The organism is Serratia odorifera, assembly GCF_041448735.1.
Lineage (GTDB): Bacteria > Pseudomonadota > Gammaproteobacteria > Enterobacterales > Enterobacteriaceae > Serratia_F > Serratia_F odorifera.
This window is the reverse complement of record NZ_JBGMUT010000007.1, coordinates 19,065-36,945: the sequence shown is the minus strand read 5'-3', so window position 1 is coordinate 36,945 and position 17,881 is coordinate 19,065. Positions and strand designations below refer to the sequence as shown.

Below are 17,881 nucleotides of genomic sequence, written 5' to 3'. Positions count from 1 at the left end.
GCAGACATGCATCGCCGAGAGACAACTATTTGAAACGCCTAAAAATAAATTACATCCTTGTCGGTACTGTCACTCTGCTTCTGGCGCTAGCCCTGTGGCCTAACATCCCATGGCGGGGCGGCCAGGACGGACAACTTGCAGAGATCAAGTCCCGCGGCGAATTACGCGTCAGCACGTTAAATTCGCCATTAACCTATTTCACCACGCCACAGGGGCCGAGCGGCCTCGATTACGAGCTGGCAAAGCGCTTTGCCAACTATCTGGGGGTGAAACTGGTGGTTTTGCCGCATCAAAACATTAACGATCTGTTCGACGATCTGGACGATGACAACGCCGATATCCTCGCCGCCGGCCTGATCTACAATCAGGATCGCCTTAGCCGTGCCCGCACCGGTCCGGCGTACTACTCGGTTTCCCAGCAGTTGGTGTATCGCCTTGGCAGCCCGCGGCCGAAAAACTTCGCCGATCTCAAAGGCACGCTGGCAGTGGCTTCCGGCTCTGCCCACGTCAGCACGCTAAAACAGCTCAAAAACGGCAAGTTCCCCGATCTCGGCTGGCAATCCTCCAGTGACCTGACCTCCAAAGAACTGCTGGAACGGGTGGCCGACGGCAAATTGGACTATACCCTCGGCGACTCGGTGACCATCGCGTTGCTGCAACGCATCCATCCACAGTTGGCGGTGGCCTTCGACGCCACCGACGAAGAGCCGGTCACCTGGTATCTGAAACGCAGCAATGATGACAGCCTGTACGCCGCTCTGCTCGATTTTTACAGCCAAATGGTAGAAGACGGTACCTTGGCGCGTCTGGAAGAGAAATACCTTGGTCACGTCGGCAGTTTCGATTATGTCGATACCAAAACCTTCCTGTCGGCCATCGATTCGGTGTTGCCGACCTTTCAGCCGCTGTTTGAAAAGTATGCCAATATCATCGACTGGAAACTGCTGGCCGCCATTGCCTATCAGGAGTCTCATTGGAACCCGCTGGCAACCTCGCCAACCGGCGTGCGCGGCCTGATGATGTTAACCCGCGCCACCGCAGATGGGCTGGGGGTCAATGACCGTCTCGATCCGGAAGAAAGCATTCAGGGCGGAGCCCTGTATCTGCAACGCCTGATGGACAAAATGCCGGACACGGTGCCGGAAGACGAACGCGTATGGTTTGCCCTGGCGGCGTACAATATGGGCTGGGGGCACATGCTCGATGCGCGCAAACTGACAAAAATGCAAAAGGGCAACCCGGATAGCTGGGTTGACGTCAAACAACGCCTGCCGATGCTCAGCCAGAAACGCTATTACCCGCAGCTGACCTATGGCTACGCGCGCGGTCGCGAAGCGTATAACTACGTGGAAAACATCCGCCGTTATCAGGTCAGTCTGGTAGGATATTTGCAGGAAAAGGAAAAGAAGGCGGCGCAAACGGCGCAGGCTCAGGCGGCACTCGGCCGCGGCTACCCTACCGTAGCGCCCGATTTGGCGCTCAATCTCGATTAATCCTGCGGTTTTGCCGCCCGCTGCGCCTGCTTCAACGCTTTTTGCTGTTCCCGGCGCAGGCGGAAGAAGTTGCTCAACGTGGCTGCACATTCCTCGGCCAGCACGCCGGCGGTAATATCTACCTGATGGTTCATGCCAGGATGGCGCAAAATATCCACCAGCGATCCGGCAGCCCCGGTCTTTTCGTCCGATGCGCCGTACACCAGACGGCGAATACGACTGTGCACCATCGCGCCGGCGCACATCACACAGGGCTCCAGCGTGACATACAGCGTGGCGTTCAACAGCCGATAGTTCTGCAACACCGCGCCGCCCTGCCGTAACGCCATAATTTCCGCATGCGCGGTCGGGTCGTGTCGGCCAATCGGCCGATTCCAGCCTTCGCCAATCACCTGGTTGTCGAGCACCAGTAGCGCACCCACCGGCACTTCTCCCTCTTCCTGCGCACGCAGGGCCAGCGTCAGCGCCTGTCGCATCCAGTAGTCGTCGTTGTATTCAATCATCATATAAGTCCTCGTGCGCATTGCGGCGGGCATTATACACAGTAGGCCAGCTCGGCTCCTCTTTTGTCACCAGCGGCCGTAGTGCATTGGCTGTCAGGCAAACCAAGGCGCCGAGCCGCTGGCTCACGCCGCAGCAGGCAAAAAAATGCCGCTCAGGTTTCCCCGAACGGCATCGTGGCTCATCTGGCCAGGTGCGTCACTCCAGTTGCTGCAGCTCACCCTCTTTGCTGACCCGCCAGCGATGCTCGCAGAAAAACAGCAACGGGTTATCCTGTTTGCTGTCGCTGTAACCGCTGTATAATTTCAGCGGTGCGCCGATACGTTGTTCAAGCTGCATCACCTTTTGCACCCCCAGACAGCGCATTGCCAGTACCCAGCCGCCATAGCGAGGCGCAATGCGGCTGCCCACCAGACGTACCCGCGGCAGAAAAGAGGAATCCTGATAGACCTGCTCCACCAGGCGTTCGGGCGAGCCGGTAATCAGCCACACTTCGGCATCATGCTCGTCCAGATACTGGCGCAGACGCAGCTGTACCACCGGAAAGGCGGTGACCTTTTGGCGGAAATAGTTAACAAACTGCAATTCCAGCGCCTGCAGCCTGGCCTGTGAACGACCGAAGGTAATCGACCACAGCAGCACGCTCATCGGCCAGCGCGCGGCACGACCGGCGACCAGCATACTGATACCGACCACCGGCAATAGCGGCACTACCAGCAATAAGTTCAGCGGCAAACGGCGTAATAAAAAGCGCAAGAAACTGCCAAACATATCCTCCTGATGTAGCGTACCGTCCAAATCGAAGAACACGACGCGGCGGCCTTCCTCAGCCTGTTGGCGTGGTTTGTCACTCAAGCGCTACTCCTCAGGATCGTTGAAACCCATTAGCCAGGTAAAAATGAAGCCCGCTATAATCGTAATCAGCATACCTGTCAGATACAACATCACCTTACCTGATACGATGGTTAACGCCAAAGGCAGTCCTGAAATACCGAAGGTGATCACCGTCGCCACTTTCCAGTAGCTGATCAGTGCGCCGCCCACCGCGCCACCGAGACAGGCGGCAATAAACGGTTTACCCAGCGGCAACGTCACGCCAAAGATCAGCGGCTCGCCAATGCCCAGCACGCCAACCGGCAAGGCGCCCTTAATCACTTTCTTTAAACGTTCGTTGCGGGTTTTCAGCAGCACCGCCAACGCTGCGCCCACCTGGCCGACACCGGCCATCGCCAGGATCGGCAACAGCGGGTTGGCACCGTGCGCCTGCACCAGTTCAACGTGGATCGGCACCAGTCCCTGGTGCAATCCTGACAGAACCAGCGGCAGAAAAACGCCGGACAGCACCGCCCCCACCAGCAGGCCGCCTTTGTCGATCGCCAGATTGGCGCCATGGGCGATGGCATCGGAAATGTAACCGCCAAGCGGCTGAAGCAGCACTATCGCCAGCGATGCGGTAATCAAGGTGGTGAATAAGGGATTCAGGATCAGTTCCAGCGATTCCGGCAACAGTTTACGCAGCCTTTTTTCCACCCAGCACATAAAGGCCACCACCAGCAGTACCGCAATCACCCCGCCGCGTCCCGGCTGCAGCGCTTCGCCGAACAGGGTGATCTGCGCCAACTGTGGGCTGGAGAGGATGCCGGCCATTACGCCGCCCATCGCCTGCGAACCGCCAAACACCCGCGCCGCATTGACCCCGACCAGGATATTCATGATGGCGAAAACCGCACTGCCGAAAACAGCCAACAGCCCCAGCACATTCGGATAACTCAACGCAATGTCGCCGGCGATATCCGGGCGTTTCAAAATATTGATAATGCCGGTAATCAACCCCGATGCGATAAACGCCGGGATCAGCGGAATAAACACGTCGGCCAGTTTCTTTAACGCGTCGCTCATTGGCGCGGCATATCTGGCCTTGGCGGCGGCCTTGTTACGCGAGATGTCATCCGCCGCCGACACTGGTGGCGCACTGCCAAGCAGCGCCTGCATGGCGTCCACCACTTTGGCTGCCGCACCCGGCCCGACGATAAACTGATGCTGATCGCCCTGCTTGATATACCCTTTTACCCCGTCCAGCTTTTTCAGCAGCGCCAGATCGAGACGTTGCTCGTCGCTGACTTCAACCCGCACCCGCGTCATGCAGTTTTCCAGCTTGAGGATATTGCCTTCACCGCCGATGCCCGCCAGAATTTGTGTCGCCAGAGCCGTTGTCTTGTCCATCGCCTGCCCCGAAAGTGGATTAACCCGCCAGTGCCGCACGCAAGAAACCGTGGTGCCGTTGCAAACGCCGCTGCGCTTCTTCGGCGCTGACCTCGGCCAGAATCATCAGGATCGCCGGTTTGACCTCAAAGCCGGTTTGCGTCAATGCCGCCTCCGCCTGGCTACGATCGGCGCCGGTGGCCTCGGTCACGATACGGCAGGCGCGATCGACCAATTTGACGTTGGTCGCCTTAACATCAACCATCAGGTTCTGATATACCTTGCCCAGTTTGACCATCGCCCCGGTGGAAATCATGTTCAGCACCAGTTTTTGCGCCGTGCCGGACTTCATGCGGGTCGAACCGGTCAGAGCTTCCGGGCCGACCACCGGTGAAATCGCCACCTGCGCCTCTTGGGCAATCGGCGAATCCGGGTTGCAGGAAATGGCCGCCGTCGGACACCCCAACTGGCGTGCATAGCGCAGCGCGCCTATCACATACGGCGTACGGCCAGATGCCGCCAGCCCGATCACCATATCGGTCGCGGTCAGTTGCAGATCGCGCAGGTCACGCCCCCCCAGTTCAGCGTCGTCTTCCGCCCCTTCCACCGCTTTCAGCAGTGCGCCCGGCCCGCCGGCGATCAACCCGACCACCACGCCGTGCGGTACGCCAAAGGTCGGCGGGCATTCCGAGGCATCCAACACCCCCAGTCGACCGCTGGTGCCGGCGCCGAGATAAATCAGCCGACCACCGGCCTGCAATGCCGCCGCCGTCAGATCCACCGCCTGCGCGATCTGCGGCAGTACCGGCTCGATCGCCAACGGCACTTTGCGATCTTCATGATTAAAACAGGTCACCATTTCCAGCGTGGACATCTCGTCCAGCCGCAGCGTTGCCGGATTACGGGTTTCTGATACCAATGCGCCCAGGTTCATTTCATCACCTTTGAATTTTTAATTCACAATGTTAATTCAATATTTGAATATTTTATTCAACAAAGCGAGCACTATTTGCTATTTTAACGGGGAGCTCACAAAAATTTTCGCTGCACGTTTCCACGCCCACCGTGGCAGAATGCCGACTGACATCAAGGAAAAAATAATGAGTACCCTTCTTCGCATTCGCCAAATGTATCCTGCGCTGGCGCAGAACGATCGCAAGCTGGCCGATTTCCTGCTGCACAACGCTGAACAGGCGCGCCATCTCAGCTCGCAAACGCTGGCTCAGGTGGCTGGCGTCAGCCAGTCAAGCGTGGTCAAGTTTGCCCAGAAAATGGGCTATAAAGGCTTCCCGGCGTTGAAACTGGCGCTAAGTGAAACCCTCGCCCAACCGCAAAGCGCTCCGGTAGTCACGGTGCATAATCGGATACTCAGCAGTGACGCGCTCAAAACCGTCGGTGAAAAGTTACTGGTGGAAAAGCACGCGGCCTTGCGCGCCACGCTGGATATCAACAGCGAAGAACGGCTGCACCAGGCGTTAAGCATGCTGCGCGCGGCGCGCAGGGTGATACTGATGGGCATTGGCGCGTCCGGGCTGGTGGCGAAAGACTTTTCCTTCAAGTTACTCAAACTGGGCGTGATGGCGGTTGCCGAATCGGATATGCACGTTCAACTGGCGGCGGTGCAAGCGCTGGACAAACAGGATTTGCTGGTGGCCATTTCGTTCAGCGGCGAACGGCGTGAAATCAACCTGGCGGCAGAAGAAGCACGTATCGCCGGTGCGCAGGTGCTGGCCCTGACCTGCTTTTCCCCCAACGGCCTGCAACAGCGTGCCGATCACTGCCTGTATACCATTGCGGAAGAACCCAATACCCGCAGCGCCGCGATCTCGTCCAGCACCGCGCAGTATGCGCTCACCGACCTGCTGTTTATGGCGCTGATTCAGCATGACCTGGACCATGCGCGCGATCGGATAAAACACAGCGAACAGTTAATGAAAAAACTGGTATGAAGCGTATAATTCGCGCTCCGCTTAAATACCCTTAGAAATAATGAGAGATAGTTTATGGCCCTGTTAATCACACGCAAATGCATCAACTGTGACATGTGTGAACCAGAGTGCCCGAATCAGGCGATCTCGATGGGCGAGGATATCTACCAGATAGACGCCGATCGCTGCACCGAATGCGTTGGACATTACGAGACGCCGACCTGCCAGCAGGTATGCCCGATCGATAACACCATCATTATCGATCCCGGCCGGTTGGAAAGTCAGGAACAGCTGTGGGACAAGTTTGTGGTTCTGCACCACGCGGACCGGCTGTAACCTTGCCGTAACCGGGCGCCGCTCGCCGCGCCCGTCTGAAGTCAACCTTCGATAATCACCGTCGCACAGGCATAGCGCCGTTCGTCAGCCAGCGAGACGTGGATCGAAGTCACCCCCATCTCCTGTGCCAGTTCGGCGGCGCGCGCATGCAGGCGGATATTCGGCTTGCCCAGGCCATCATTGAACACTTCAAACTGATTGAAGGCCAGGCCGTTGCGAATGCCGGTGCCAAACGCCTTGGCCGCCGCCTCCTTGACCGCAAAACGTTTGGCCAGAAAGCGGACCGGCTGCTGATGCTGCTGATAGACCGCCCATTCCGCATCGCTCAACACCCGCCGCGCCAAACGATCGCCGCTACGCTCCACCACCGCTTCGATGCGCGCCATCTCGACAATGTCGGTACCGAGGCCCAGCACGGCCATTAGCGACGCGCTTCCCGCATCAGCAGTTTCATGTCGCTGACCGCGGCAGACAGGCCACCGATCACCGCCTGGCCGATAATCGCATGGCCGATGTTCAACTCATGCATTTCCGGCAGCGCTGCGATCGGCTGCACGTTATGGTAGGTCAAACCGTGGCCGGCGTTGACCTTCAGGCCTTTTTGCGCCGCGTAGCGCGCCGCCTGGGCAATGCGCTTCAGTTCGGCCTGCACCGCCAGCTCGCCTTGCGCTTGCGCATAGGCACCGGTGTGAATTTCGATATACGGCGCGCCTACTGCTACCGCAGCATCAATCTGCCGGTGGTCCGGGTCGATAAACAACGAAACCTGAATACCAGCCTGGGTCAAACGCTCTACCGCCAGCGTCATTTTGTCCAACTGCCCTGCCACGTCCAGCCCGCCTTCGGTGGTCACTTCTTCGCGCTTTTCCGGCACCAGGCAGCAGAAGTGCGGCCGCAGTTCGCAGGCAATATCCAGCATTTCGTCGGTCACCGCCATTTCCAGGTTCATACGGGTCTGAATGGTCTGGCGCAGAATACGTACGTCACGATCGGTAATATGACGACGGTCTTCGCGCAGGTGAACGGTAATGCCGTCCGCGCCGGCCTGTTCGGCGCTGAACGCCGCCTGCACCGGATCGGGGTACTGGGTTCCGCGCGCGTTACGCAGGGTGGCAATATGATCGATATTAACGCCGAGTAGCAAATCAGCCATGACAACCTCTAGATTACGATTTCAGTGTCAGCAGTTTACACGCAGCGGGAAAAGCGCAAAAGCAGAAAGCGGATTACGCGTCGTCGACCGGGGGATCGGGCTGCTTGCGCACAAACTGCCGAAACAGTTCGCGGCTTTTTAGCGGTTTGCCGCCCAGATAGGGTTTTAACGCCATGCGGGTAAAACGTTTGGCGGCACGCAGGGTATCGGCGTCGGGAAACTGGCGTTCGGCCAGCGCACGCAGTTCACGTCCGGTAAAGCTGTAATGGTCTACCACCAGACTGGCGATAAAGCCTTTTTCTTCGCGATAGCGGTAGGTCATGCCGTCGTCAACCGGCTCGCCGCTGCCGGCACAGTGCAGGAAGTCGACGCCGTAACCCAGGTGGTGCAGCAGGGCCAGCTCGAACTGGCGCAAGGCCTGTTCCGGTGAGCGTTCGGCAGCCGCCAACGCCTGCAAACATTGCAGGTAGTCGAAAAACAGCAGTGAATAGTCGGCTTCCTGTTCCAGCACCCGCGACAGCAGTTCGTTCACGTACAGGCCGCTGTAAAGCATCATGCCGCTAAGCGGTAAGCCAAGGGAAACCGCTTCGGCATTGCGCAGCGTCTTGATATCGCCACGCCCGCCCCAGCGGACTAATAAAGGGGTAAAGGGTTGCAGGCAACCCTTTAGATTGGAGCGGCGGCTGCGCACGCCTTTTGCCAGCAAGCGCACCCGTCCGTGGCCTTCGGTGAACAGATCCAGCATCAGGCTGGTTTCACTGTACGGCCGCCCATGCAGGACGAAAGCGCGCTGCCAGCCTTCCATCGGACGTTACTTCAGATCGTCGACATAGCCCAGGCTACGCAGCGCACGTTCGTCGTCCGCCCAGCCGGATTTCACTTTCACCCACAGTTCCAGATGCACCTTGGCTTCAAACATCTGTTCCATATCCTGGCGGGCTTCAATGCCGATGGTTTTGATCTTCGAGCCTTTATTGCCGATGACCATTTTCTTCTGGCCTTCGCGTTCAACCAGGATCAGGCCGTGGACATCATAGCCACCGCGATCGTTGGCCACGAACTGTTCGATTTCGACCGTGACCGAATACGGCAGCTCTTCACCGAGGAAACGCATCAGTTTTTCGCGAATGATCTCCGACGCCATAAAGCGCTGGGAACGATCGGTGATGTAATCTTCCGGGAAGTGATGCTCCGCTTCCGGCAACAGTTTGCGCACGATGCCGGCGATGGTGTCCACGTTCATGCCTTTCTCGGCAGAAATTGGCACCACGTCGAGGAAGTTCATCTGCTGGCTCAAGAAAGCGATATGCGGCAGCAGCTTGCCTTTGTCAGCCACGTTGTCGACCTTGTTGATCGCCAACAGCACCGGGCATTTCAGGCTGCGCAGCTTATTGACCACCATTTCGTCGTCGGCAGTCCAGTTGGTGCCTTCAACCACGAAGATCACCAGTTCCACGTCACCGATCGAGCTGCTGGCGGCGCGGTTCATCAAACGGTTGATGGCGCGTTTTTCTTCGATGTGCAACCCGGGGGTATCGACGTAAATCGCCTGATAAGGCCCTTCGGTGTGAATGCCCATGATGCGGTGGCGCGTGGTTTGCGGCTTACGCGAAGTAATGGAGACCTTTTGCCCCAGCAGTTGGTTCAATAACGTGGATTTGCCCACGTTCGGACGACCAACGATCGCGATAAATCCGCAGTATTGTGTTTCTTCGCTCATTCAAGCTCCAGCTTTTTCAGCGCTTGTTCCGCTGCCGCCTGCTCGGCTTTACGGCGACTCGAACCGGTGCCCACAACGGGCTCGCTCAAACCGCTCACCTGGCAGTGGATAGTAAATTCCTGATCGTGCGCTTCACCGCGAACCTGCACCACCAGATAAGAAGGCAACGGCAGATGACGACCTTGTAAAAACTCCTGCAAGCGGGTTTTTGGGTCTTTCTGCTTATCACCGGGGCTGATTTCGTCCAGCCGGCTGCGATACCAGTCCAGAATCAGTCGTTCAACGGTCTGGATATCACTGTCCAGGAACACGCCGCCAATCAATGCTTCCACCGTATCCGCCAGAATCGACTCGCGGCGGAAACCGCCACTTTTCAGTTCTCCCGGCCCAAGGCGCAGGCATTCGCCCAGATCGAACTCACGCGCCATTTCCGCCAGCGTGTTTCCGCGCACCAGCGTGGCGCGCATGCGGCTCATGTCGCCTTCATCAACGCGCGGGAAGCGGTGATAAAGCGCATTGGCGATGACGAAACTCAGGATAGAGTCACCCAGAAACTCAAGCCGTTCATTGTGTTTACTGCTGGCGCTGCGGTGAGTCAACGCTTGCAGCAAGAGCTCCTGCTGTTGAAAAGTGTAGCCCAGCTTCCGCTGCAGCCTGTTTATTACGATGGGGTTCATGAGTTACCAATAGATCAAGAATGCGTCAAAAACTTTGCAGCACACGGAACAGGCCTGCTTCGTCGAGAGCCGATCCAAAGCTGTTTCGTTTGCAGTGGCTCCCAACAGGGAGCCAACTTTTATCGCTCAGGAAGGTATTCTACAACGGAAGAAATTATTATGCTGCGTTTATACGCGCAAGATTAATGAATTCCGCCAATACGGCTCAAACGTACGCCGGTAGGCCACTCGCCTTCCTGTTTTTCAAAACTCATCCAGATAGCCGTGGCTTTGCCCACCAGGTTCTTCTCCGGCACGAATCCCCAATAACGGCTGTCAGCGCTGTTATCACGGTTATCGCCCATCATGAAGTAATGGCCGGCTGGCACTACCCATTCCGCCAATTGCTGGCCTGGCTGCTGATAGTAAGCGCCTACCTGATCCTGGGTGCCAGGTACGGTCAGCACCGAATGAGTGACGTTGCCCAGCGTTTCATTACGCTCGCGCAGGCGGATACCGCCCTGCGGCACGTTGTCGCTCACCGGGATATTATAGAAGCCATTGCTGGCTTCGCCGGCGCCGCTACGGCTGAACATCTGCACAAAGTCGCTTGGCTGTGCGTCGTTATAGGTCACCGCCAGCGCTTTGTCACACGGTCGATCGGTATTGCACACCGGCTGTACCGTTACGCGTTTGTTCACCGGATCGTACGATACGCGATCGCCCGGCAGGCCGACCACACGCTTGATATAGTCCAGTTTCGGATCGAGCGGATATTTGAATACCGCAATGTCGCCACGCTTCGGATGGCCGGTTTCAATCAGCGTCGTCTGGGTAATCGGATCTTTAATGCCGTAGGCATATTTCTCCACCAGAATAAAATCGCCGATCAGCAGCGTCGGCATCATTGACCCTGACGGGATCTGGAACGGCTCGTAGATAAACGAACGCACCACGAACACCACCAGCAACACCGGGAACACCGATGCCCCGGTTTCAACCCAGCCCGGTTGCTTGGCCACTTTCGCCAGCGTCTTTTCGTCTACAGCGCCTGCGGTCTGCGCGTTGACCGCTGCGATTTTCGCCCGGCGTGCCGGAGCCCATTTAAAGCGCTCAAAGCACCAGATGATCCCGGTCACCAGCGTAGCAACTGCCAGGATCAGGGCAAACATATTCGCCATGCAAACTCCCTAGTTACGTGAGCTTTCGCTCTTACTTACCGTCTTTGCCAACGTGCAGAATGGCCAGGAACGCTTCCTGCGGCAACTCGACGTTACCCACCTGCTTCATGCGTTTCTTACCGTCTTTCTGTTTCTGCAACAGCTTTTTCTTACGGCTGACGTCACCGCCGTAGCACTTCGCCAATACGTTCTTGCGCAGCTGTTTGACCGTTGAACGCGCAATAATGTGCGTACCGATCGCCGCCTGAATCGCAATGTCGAATTGCTGACGCGGGATCAGCTCTTTCATTTTTTCCACCAGATCGCGCCCGCGATACTGCGAGTTGTCACGGTGAGTGATCAGCGCCAGCGCATCCACGCGCTCACCGTTGATCAATACGTCAACCCGCACCATGTCGGAGGCCTGGAAGCGTTTGAAGTTATAATCCAGGGACGCATAGCCACGTGACGTCGACTTTAGACGGTCGAAGAAGTCGAGCACCACTTCCGCCATTGGAATTTCGTAGGTCAGCGCCACCTGGTTGCCGTGATAGACCATGTTGGTCTGCACGCCGCGTTTTTCCACGCACAGCGTGATCACGTTACCGAGGTATTCTTGTGGCATCAGCATGTGACATTCGGCGATCGGCTCACGCAGCTCAGCGATGTTGTTCAACGGCGGCAGCTTGGATGGGCTATCGACGTACACCGTTTCACCGCCGGTGGTTTCCACCTGATAGACCACCGTCGGGGCGGTGGTGATCAGATCCAGATCGTATTCACGCTCCAGACGTTCCTGAATGATCTCCATGTGCAGCAAGCCCAGGAAACCACAGCGGAAGCCGAAGCCCAGCGCGGTGGAACTTTCCGGCTCGTAGAACAGCGAGGCGTCGTTCAGGCTCAGCTTGCCCAGCGCATCGCGGAAGGCTTCATAGTCGTCGGAGCTTATCGGGAACAGACCGGCGTAAACCTGCGGCTTCACTTTTTTGAAGCCCGGCAACGGCTTGTCTGCCGGCTGGCGGGACAGCGTCAGGGTATCGCCGACCGGTGCACCGAGAATGTCCTTGATGGCACATACCAGCCAACCCACTTCGCCGCAGTTCAGCACATCGCGGTCGACGCGCTTCGGCGTGAAGATCCCCAGACGATCGGCGTTGTACACCTGTCCGGTACTCATTACCTTGATCTTGTCGCCTTTGCGCATGGTGCCGTTCTTGATGCGCACCAGTGACACCACGCCCAGGTAGTTATCAAACCAGGAGTCGATGATCAGCGCCTGCAATGGCGCTTCCGGATCGCCTTCCGGCGGCGGAATATCGCGCACCAGGCGTTCCAGTACTTCCGGCACGCCAACGCCGGTCTTGGCCGAGCAGCGCACTGCGTCAGTGGCGTCGATGCCAACGATATCTTCGATTTCCTGCGCTGCACGATCCGGATCGGCCGCCGGCAGGTCAATTTTGTTCAGCACCGGCACCACTTCCAGATCCATTTCGATCGCGGTATAGCAGTTGGCCAGCGTCTGCGCTTCTACGCCCTGGCCGGCATCCACCACCAGCAGCGCGCCTTCGCAGGCCGCCAGCGAGCGGGAAACTTCATAGGAGAAGTCAACGTGGCCGGGAGTATCGATAAAGTTAAGCTGATAGGTTTGACCATCCAGCGCCTTGTAATCCAGCGTGACGCTTTGCGCCTTGATGGTGATACCACGCTCACGTTCCAGATCCATGGAATCCAGAACCTGCGCGGCCATTTCACGCTCGGTCAGGCCGCCGCAAATCTGGATAATACGGTCGGACAGCGTCGACTTACCGTGGTCAATGTGGGCAATAATAGAAAAGTTTCTTATGTGCTTCATTTAATTAATGTTTTCTCTAATTAAGCGCTTAAGTATTTGATCGGTGGACGCAGTGATGGATACGAAACCCAAACTACCCACATAGAATGTGACGCATCTTACACTGTAAGAGCGCCGTGCGAAAGGAGGCCGGCAACGGAAGTCCCTGTCGAGCGTTATGCATTAAAAAACCCTACTTTTTATGTTTTACTGCCTATATGATGTACGCCTTACGCACCATCCCCATTGCTAATGCAGACGCCAGTCTGGCGTTAATGATGGACATAGCGATAAAAAACCAAGCTTGCTATTAAATATGACTTAGTGAAGCTAAATCAGGTTTACAAAACACGACAAACCAATAATTCATTTTAACCAAACGTTAAAACAATAATATAAATACCTGCTTCGAGCTCAACATTACTACTTTTATTATTATCCGTTGGAACCTTTAATGAAAAACAATAATATTGAAAGCATACAGCTATTACGTGGCATTGCAGCATTGATGGTAGTATTTGGCCATAACAGATCTCTTCTAGGCGATATTAACAGCGGTTCGTTTATGGATTACCTTACGTTAAATGCCGCATTTGGCGTAGAGATATTTTTTATCATCAGTGGATTTATTATTGCCTACTCCACCAAAAGATTACTGTCTTACCCGATTGTAGATTTCACCATCAAGCGCTTCTTTAGGGTTTACCCGCTTTATTTTATGGTGTTTTCACTTTTTATCATGGTTATTGGCTATAACAGCTCCTCCGGAACCTGGCTAGGACCAGAATTTTCTCTTACCAATGTGCTGAAGTCCTATCTGCTGCTGCCGTTGGATCCCAACAATATCGCTCCTTATTATGGCTGGGGTACGCTGGTCGTCTCGTGGACTCTGGGCTATGAAGTCTACTTTTACCTCCTCTTCGCCCTGTCCATGGCGTTAAGCAAGAAGTATCGCAGTTACCTGTGCGCTTTGCTGCTGGTCGCCGGTTATCTACTGGGCTGCATGCTGCCTGGTGGCCAATTCACGCTGGATGCGAACAGCTTCACCATCGCTGATATCGGTGCGTGGCGCAACGTCGGCTTTATCTTTAATCCTATCGTATTGGATTTTGTCTTGGGATTGATGCTGGCGGAGCTTTACCAGTCAAAATATAGCCGACTGTTCCACCATAAGCCAACTGCGGTGTTAATGATCCCAATATTTATTATTTGCATATTATTCTGGCTAACCGGTTATCGTGCCGGACAGGGTATAACCCACTCTGCCGTTATCGCCCTGGCGTTAATTGTCGCCTTACTGACGATGGAACACGCACTCAAACTCACGCTCCCATCCGTACTGGTTAACATTGGCGCCTATTCTTATTCTTTATACCTTATTCATGTGCCGGTATTAAAGTTCATTCAAATCCATGGAGATCGGCTACCGGGCCTACCAGCCAATGAAGGTGTCGTCAAATATATTTATTCGATTTCACTCTCCATCAGCTTGTCGATTATCCTGTATTACTTCGTGGAACAGAGGCTGATTAAATTTGCACGGAACATTTGCCGTAGAATAGAAAACAGCTCGCAACCAGGTTAAATCCCTCGCTATCAGGTAATATTGATTAAGCTGATTCTCGGAACTGAGTAATTTTAACCTCGGTTCTTTACGCAAAGAATAACCACGCGGCAAAATAACGCCGCGTCGGCCCACTTTACCCCGGCAATTTTGTTACAAATACCGCGCATTGCTAACACCTCAGCGCTGTTGTCATTGGCGAATGCAACATGATAAGTGTCTCTCCCGCTTTAGGAAAAAACCCATATACGCCCCTGCCCCGCCTCCTATAGAAAGGAGGCAGAACTCCGTAACAAATATTAAACAGGGCTCTACATCGGCATGCCCAACGGAGTTCATCAGCATATCTCTGTAAGTTGATTGGAAGGTGCGTAATGATCGATAAAGGGCAGATGCTGAGCCGGCACGATTTTTCAAAGGTCAACTGGGGCATTCTGGCGGCGGCAGCGCTGCTGTTAACCATTGGCGGTACGCTACTGTTGTTACCGCTGCTGAGCAACATGGAAGAAAGCGGCGTGTTGACCCTATTGCAAACCGGCGCAGCGACGATTTTACTCGGCTGTATCCTCCTGGCGCTGCGGCATTTTCTGCGGCCTGCATTCAGCTACCGGCTGTATGAACATGGCGTTCGGGTGGTCAGTAGCCATAACCACAAAGAACGCTTTATCCCGTTTGAAAAAATCACCGATATCTATCGTTTCCGTGGCATACCGTTACTCGGTGGGCTATGCGGTGGATTATGTGAAGCGATGGCCTTTCGCACCGCGGCCGATCAGCCATGGTGCACGGTATTCAGCAATGTATCTCATGCCTGGACGTTGCGAGATACCATCATTAATCAGCAAATTCAGCTACGCGGCACCATGGCACTGAATGCCTTGTATCAGGGGGAGGTTATCGATTTCCGCTACCAGAATTGCAAAGCACGTTGGCTGAATTTGCTGCTACGCGGCGATTTGCAGCGACTGCAAGGCCAAACGCTGCATTTGAGCGCCAAAACCCTGTCAACGCCGCAGGGCAATATCGCCATTGAACAGATACATTCGCAGGTAACCGATGCTGAGCAAGGAAAGATCCATCTGCTCAATGATCAAGGCCAGACGCTGGTGACGTTGTGTTATTTTTCGCTGCTGAGCGCCGATCTCTTCATCGCGCTGCTGGAGCATATGATCGCCAACCGCATCCCCGCCTACCGTAATCCGGCGGTGACGCAGCAAGCGTGCTAGTGAGGAAGCGGGTTGTCGGCCTGCAGGCGCAGTGCCGTTGGCGGCAAGCCGATTTGCAGTACGATCGGCTGATAGGCATCCTGTTCGCCCAGACGCCGCGCCAAGCGGCGCGCCAGCAAGAATGCACCCACGCCGCCAACCAGTGCGCCGATCGCCGCCGCCCCGTCGCTACCCAGCCACAGCTGCAATAAGCCGCCGCCCAGCATCATGCCGATCAATGGAGTGAGATATACCAGCATCGCCGAGCGCAGCAGACTGCCTTCGGCGATACCGACTTCAATGCGCTGTCCCGGTTCCAATGGCTGCTCGATATGCACCCGCAGCTGGTGCTCGGTTTCCGGCACCAGCTCATTCAGCGCCCGCGCGCCGCAGCCCGAACGGGCATGACAACTGCCGCAGCCGGCTTTGGGTTCACAACGCAATAACGCCACACCCTGTTGCCACGATACTACCGTGGCCCATTCTTTCATCATTGTGCTGCTACCTTGAAGGTGATGCTGTCAGCAATACGCTTGGCCGTAGACGGTGGCAATTCACCGACGATGATAATCTCGTGGCCGTTACGCACGATGCTTTGTATGGTACGCCGCCCTTGCCGATAAAACTGTTGGCCGGCGCCAGCGCCACTCGGGCTGACATTAACCGAGAAGCTGAACAGACCGTCGCTGTACAAGCGTGATTCTACCGGTACCGATACGTTTGGCAACTTGCGACGATTGCGCGCCACTTCGTTCACCCCGGCCGGCAGCCAGCCGGTGTTCCAACTCAGATTGACCTTTTCGGTCGCAGGCAGCGACAGCAACGGTGGCAGGTTGACCTTCAGCAGGCCCTGCATAATATTCTGCACTTCGGCGCCAACCACGAACGAGATGACGCGAAACTGTTCCAGCGTTTCGCCATCACGATCGAGCAAATCGACCCGAAGCGGCAGCTTGGTGTCTACGTCCATCCAGACGATATAGCTGTAACGCGAACCGTCACGCGCCACCACGCGAATCACCTCACACGGGCGATCGGAAATGCGCGTACGGCCAACGGAGATAAAGTCGTAATATTTCGCCAGACGGTCAAAGTCGGCATACACCAGGGCCGGCAACGCGTCGACAATATGGTCGCCGGTTAACGTGAAGGGCTCCAGCCCGGGTTCGAAATAGCTGATGCCGCCGCCGCGCTGTAACACTTCGCGACGCGGGCCGTCCATGTGCAACAGTTGTCCCAGAGGTTGTTGATCGACCACCGCATGACGATAGCGTAGCGATTCAATCCCCTGTTTACTGATGCTGATATAGGCGAGTTCATAATTGAGTGAACGGCTGGCGCTGCTCATTTGTTGTAACAACGCCCCGGACGCAGTCTGCGCCGGGGCGATGTTTGAATAGAGCAGGCTACCCGTCAATAGACAAACGGAGAACCAAAGTTGCTTCATTACTGCTGTTGCATTCCTAAAGACTGGGTTCCTGGAACCTGAACCGCCGCTTGCTGCGGGTTAGCGTGTTCAAGTTGTAACTGATCCGAATGCAAACGACGTTGCAGTTCGTAGTCTTGCAACATGGCGTTGATACGTTTGCGCTGTTCCTGCACCTGCTGCTGTTGGCCGCTGCCGGTAGAGAAGCTGTCGGCCGGCACGCCCAGGCTCACCGGTGACGGCTGCCCCATGATTGGCAAGGTGTTGAACACCGGCGCTTCCGCGCTGCCCTGCTCGGTTGCCGCAGGTTGATTGTAATGCTGTACGCCGACGATCACCGCCAGCGACACACAGGCCGCAACGCCCACCTGGGTCAACTGGGTTGCCCATGGACGCACCTTGTGCCAGAACGGCATTTTTTGCCAGGTATGTGGTTGCGGCTGAGATTCAGGCACTGCGGAAGGAACCAGACGTGCAGGTTCTTTCTCCAATGCAGCAGCAACGCGTTCGGCGATGTCGAGATGAATGACTTGTCCGACATCACCACGTAACGTATCACGTATCAGGTGATAGCTCTGCCAGCTTTGCTGAAGCACACGATCTTTGGATAACGAACTGAGCAGTTCGTTGTCGAGTGATTCACCATCCATCAGAGCGGAAAGCTTTTCTTTCTGCATGCCTAAGTACCCTTCCTGTGCCCGCCATC

Annotated in this window: 19 protein-coding genes; 5 read left to right on the top strand and 14 right to left on the bottom strand. The window is 55.9% G+C overall.

The annotated features are described in order from the left end of the window. Nucleotides 1–29 precede the first annotated feature (29 nt). Nucleotides 30–1,493 (top strand): membrane-bound lytic murein transglycosylase MltF, encoded by a 1,464-nt coding sequence (mltF, locus tag ACCC84_RS16855; protein WP_004959585.1) that lies wholly within the window; start codon nt 30–32, stop codon nt 1,491–1,493. Here the strand turns inward: mltF and tadA are convergent. The 4 genes from tadA to murQ form a co-directional block, all read right to left on the bottom strand. Further along, on the bottom strand, nt 1,490–1,996 hold the full coding sequence (gene tadA, locus ACCC84_RS16850; RefSeq protein WP_039991836.1) for a tRNA adenosine(34) deaminase TadA: 507 nt from the start codon (nt 1,994–1,996) through the stop codon (nt 1,490–1,492). The two genes, mltF and tadA, sit on opposite strands and share 4 nt — an antisense overlap. Nucleotides 1,997–2,192: 196 nt before the next feature. Further along, the gene (gene yfhb, locus ACCC84_RS16845) at nt 2,193–2,849 is read right to left on the bottom strand and encodes a phosphatidylglycerophosphatase C (protein ID WP_004959580.1); all 657 of its coding nucleotides are present in this window, start codon (nt 2,847–2,849) and stop codon (nt 2,193–2,195) included. A 3-nt stretch (nt 2,850–2,852) separates the two neighbouring features. Further along, a complete protein-coding gene (locus ACCC84_RS16840; RefSeq protein ID WP_004959576.1) occupies nt 2,853–4,217 on the bottom strand; it encodes a PTS transporter subunit EIIC in 1,365 nt (454 codons plus the stop codon). A gap of 19 nt (nt 4,218–4,236) precedes the next feature. After that, a complete protein-coding gene (gene murQ, locus ACCC84_RS16835) occupies nt 4,237–5,130 on the bottom strand; it encodes an N-acetylmuramic acid 6-phosphate etherase (protein ID WP_371902079.1) in 894 nt (297 codons plus the stop codon). Nucleotides 5,131–5,296: 166 nt separating this feature from the next. Here murQ and ACCC84_RS16830 point away from each other — a divergent pair, with 166 nt between their 5' ends. Both ACCC84_RS16830 and ACCC84_RS16825 read left to right on the top strand, forming a co-directional pair. Continuing rightward, nucleotides 5,297–6,145, top strand: a complete 849-nt coding sequence (locus ACCC84_RS16830) for a MurR/RpiR family transcriptional regulator (RefSeq protein ID WP_004959569.1) — start codon at nt 5,297–5,299, stop codon at nt 6,143–6,145. Nucleotides 6,146–6,199: 54 nt separating this feature from the next. Beyond that, entirely contained in the window at nt 6,200–6,460 is a 261-nt protein-coding gene (locus tag ACCC84_RS16825; protein ID WP_004959566.1) for a YfhL family 4Fe-4S dicluster ferredoxin, read from the top strand. A gap of 41 nt (nt 6,461–6,501) precedes the next feature. Here ACCC84_RS16825 and acpS read toward each other — a convergent pair whose 3' ends face one another. From acpS to lepA, 7 genes are all read right to left on the bottom strand, one after another. Next, nucleotides 6,502–6,882, bottom strand: coding sequence for a holo-ACP synthase (gene acpS / locus ACCC84_RS16820; RefSeq protein ID WP_004959563.1), 381 nt, complete (start codon nt 6,880–6,882; stop codon nt 6,502–6,504). Further along, the gene (gene pdxJ, locus ACCC84_RS16815) at nt 6,882–7,613 is read right to left on the bottom strand and encodes a pyridoxine 5'-phosphate synthase (RefSeq protein WP_004959560.1); all 732 of its coding nucleotides are present in this window, start codon (nt 7,611–7,613) and stop codon (nt 6,882–6,884) included. Before pdxJ ends, acpS begins: the two co-directional genes overlap by 1 nt. 73 nt (nt 7,614–7,686) lie before the next feature. Continuing rightward, on the bottom strand, nt 7,687–8,418 hold the full coding sequence (recO, locus tag ACCC84_RS16810) for a DNA repair protein RecO (RefSeq protein WP_371902078.1): 732 nt from the start codon (nt 8,416–8,418) through the stop codon (nt 7,687–7,689). A 6-nt stretch (nt 8,419–8,424) separates the two neighbouring features. Further along, a complete protein-coding gene (gene era, locus ACCC84_RS16805; protein ID WP_004959552.1) occupies nt 8,425–9,333 on the bottom strand; it encodes a GTPase Era in 909 nt (302 codons plus the stop codon). Beyond that, nucleotides 9,330–10,010: a ribonuclease III gene (rnc, locus tag ACCC84_RS16800; protein ID WP_004929158.1), complete on the bottom strand. Its 681-nt coding sequence runs from the start codon at nt 10,008–10,010 to the stop codon at nt 9,330–9,332. The genes era and rnc overlap by 4 nt, the downstream gene beginning before the upstream one ends. 182 nt (nt 10,011–10,192) lie before the next feature. Next, the gene (gene lepB, locus ACCC84_RS16795) at nt 10,193–11,170 is read right to left on the bottom strand and encodes a signal peptidase I (protein WP_004959548.1); all 978 of its coding nucleotides are present in this window, start codon (nt 11,168–11,170) and stop codon (nt 10,193–10,195) included. Between the two features lie 31 nt (nt 11,171–11,201). Beyond that, complete coding sequence (lepA, locus tag ACCC84_RS16790) at nt 11,202–13,001, bottom strand: translation elongation factor 4 (RefSeq protein WP_004959545.1); 1,800 nt, start codon at nt 12,999–13,001, stop codon at nt 11,202–11,204. Nucleotides 13,002–13,434: 433 nt separating this feature from the next. On the opposite strand from lepA, the gene ACCC84_RS16785 reads away from it, so the two are divergent. Together ACCC84_RS16785 and ACCC84_RS16780 are read left to right on the top strand one after the other, a co-directional pair. Then, entirely contained in the window at nt 13,435–14,565 is a 1,131-nt protein-coding gene (locus ACCC84_RS16785; protein ID WP_004959542.1) for an acyltransferase family protein, read from the top strand. A gap of 353 nt (nt 14,566–14,918) precedes the next feature. Beyond that, entirely contained in the window at nt 14,919–15,770 is an 852-nt protein-coding gene (locus ACCC84_RS16780) for a hypothetical protein (RefSeq protein ID WP_004959539.1), read from the top strand. Here ACCC84_RS16780 and rseC read toward each other — a convergent pair. From rseC to rseA, 3 genes are read right to left on the bottom strand one after another with little or no spacing between them, the layout of a single operon-like run. Beyond that, nucleotides 15,767–16,243 (bottom strand): SoxR-reducing system protein RseC, encoded by a 477-nt coding sequence (rseC, locus tag ACCC84_RS16775; protein WP_004959536.1) that lies wholly within the window; start codon nt 16,241–16,243, stop codon nt 15,767–15,769. The genes ACCC84_RS16780 and rseC overlap by 4 nt on opposite strands. Continuing rightward, nucleotides 16,240–17,196, bottom strand: coding sequence for a sigma-E factor regulatory protein RseB (gene rseB, locus ACCC84_RS16770; RefSeq protein WP_004959534.1), 957 nt, complete (start codon nt 17,194–17,196; stop codon nt 16,240–16,242). The genes rseC and rseB overlap by 4 nt, the downstream gene beginning before the upstream one ends. Further along, complete coding sequence (rseA, locus tag ACCC84_RS16765) at nt 17,196–17,852, bottom strand: anti-sigma-E factor RseA (protein WP_004959530.1); 657 nt, start codon at nt 17,850–17,852, stop codon at nt 17,196–17,198. Before rseA ends, rseB begins: the two co-directional genes overlap by 1 nt. Nucleotides 17,853–17,881 lie beyond the last annotated feature (29 nt).

Coding starts and splice junctions, on each gene's coding strand:
- tadA (WP_039991836.1), bottom strand. CDS start 1,996: ATGATTGAATACAACGACGACTACTGGATGCGACAGGCGCTGACGCTG.
- ACCC84_RS16840 (WP_004959576.1), bottom strand. CDS start 4,217: ATGGACAAGACAACGGCTCTGGCGACACAAATTCTGGCGGGCATCGGC.
- murQ (WP_371902079.1), bottom strand. CDS start 5,130: ATGAACCTGGGCGCATTGGTATCAGAAACCCGTAATCCGGCAACGCTG.
- ACCC84_RS16830 (WP_004959569.1), top strand. CDS start 5,297: ATGAGTACCCTTCTTCGCATTCGCCAAATGTATCCTGCGCTGGCGCAG.
- ACCC84_RS16825 (WP_004959566.1), top strand. CDS start 6,200: ATGGCCCTGTTAATCACACGCAAATGCATCAACTGTGACATGTGTGAA.
- acpS (WP_004959563.1), bottom strand. CDS start 6,882: ATGGCCGTGCTGGGCCTCGGTACCGACATTGTCGAGATGGCGCGCATC.
- pdxJ (WP_004959560.1), bottom strand. CDS start 7,613: ATGGCTGATTTGCTACTCGGCGTTAATATCGATCATATTGCCACCCTG.
- recO (WP_371902078.1), bottom strand. CDS start 8,418: ATGGAAGGCTGGCAGCGCGCTTTCGTCCTGCATGGGCGGCCGTACAGT.
- era (WP_004959552.1), bottom strand. CDS start 9,333: ATGAGCGAAGAAACACAATACTGCGGATTTATCGCGATCGTTGGTCGT.
- rnc (WP_004929158.1), bottom strand. CDS start 10,010: ATGAACCCCATCGTAATAAACAGGCTGCAGCGGAAGCTGGGCTACACT.
- lepB (WP_004959548.1), bottom strand. CDS start 11,170: ATGGCGAATATGTTTGCCCTGATCCTGGCAGTTGCTACGCTGGTGACC.
- lepA (WP_004959545.1), bottom strand. CDS start 13,001: ATGAAGCACATAAGAAACTTTTCTATTATTGCCCACATTGACCACGGT.
- ACCC84_RS16785 (WP_004959542.1), top strand. CDS start 13,435: ATGAAAAACAATAATATTGAAAGCATACAGCTATTACGTGGCATTGCA.
- ACCC84_RS16780 (WP_004959539.1), top strand. CDS start 14,919: ATGATCGATAAAGGGCAGATGCTGAGCCGGCACGATTTTTCAAAGGTC.
- rseC (WP_004959536.1), bottom strand. CDS start 16,243: ATGATGAAAGAATGGGCCACGGTAGTATCGTGGCAACAGGGTGTGGCG.
- rseB (WP_004959534.1), bottom strand. CDS start 17,196: ATGAAGCAACTTTGGTTCTCCGTTTGTCTATTGACGGGTAGCCTGCTC.
- rseA (WP_004959530.1), bottom strand. CDS start 17,852: ATGCAGAAAGAAAAGCTTTCCGCTCTGATGGATGGTGAATCACTCGAC.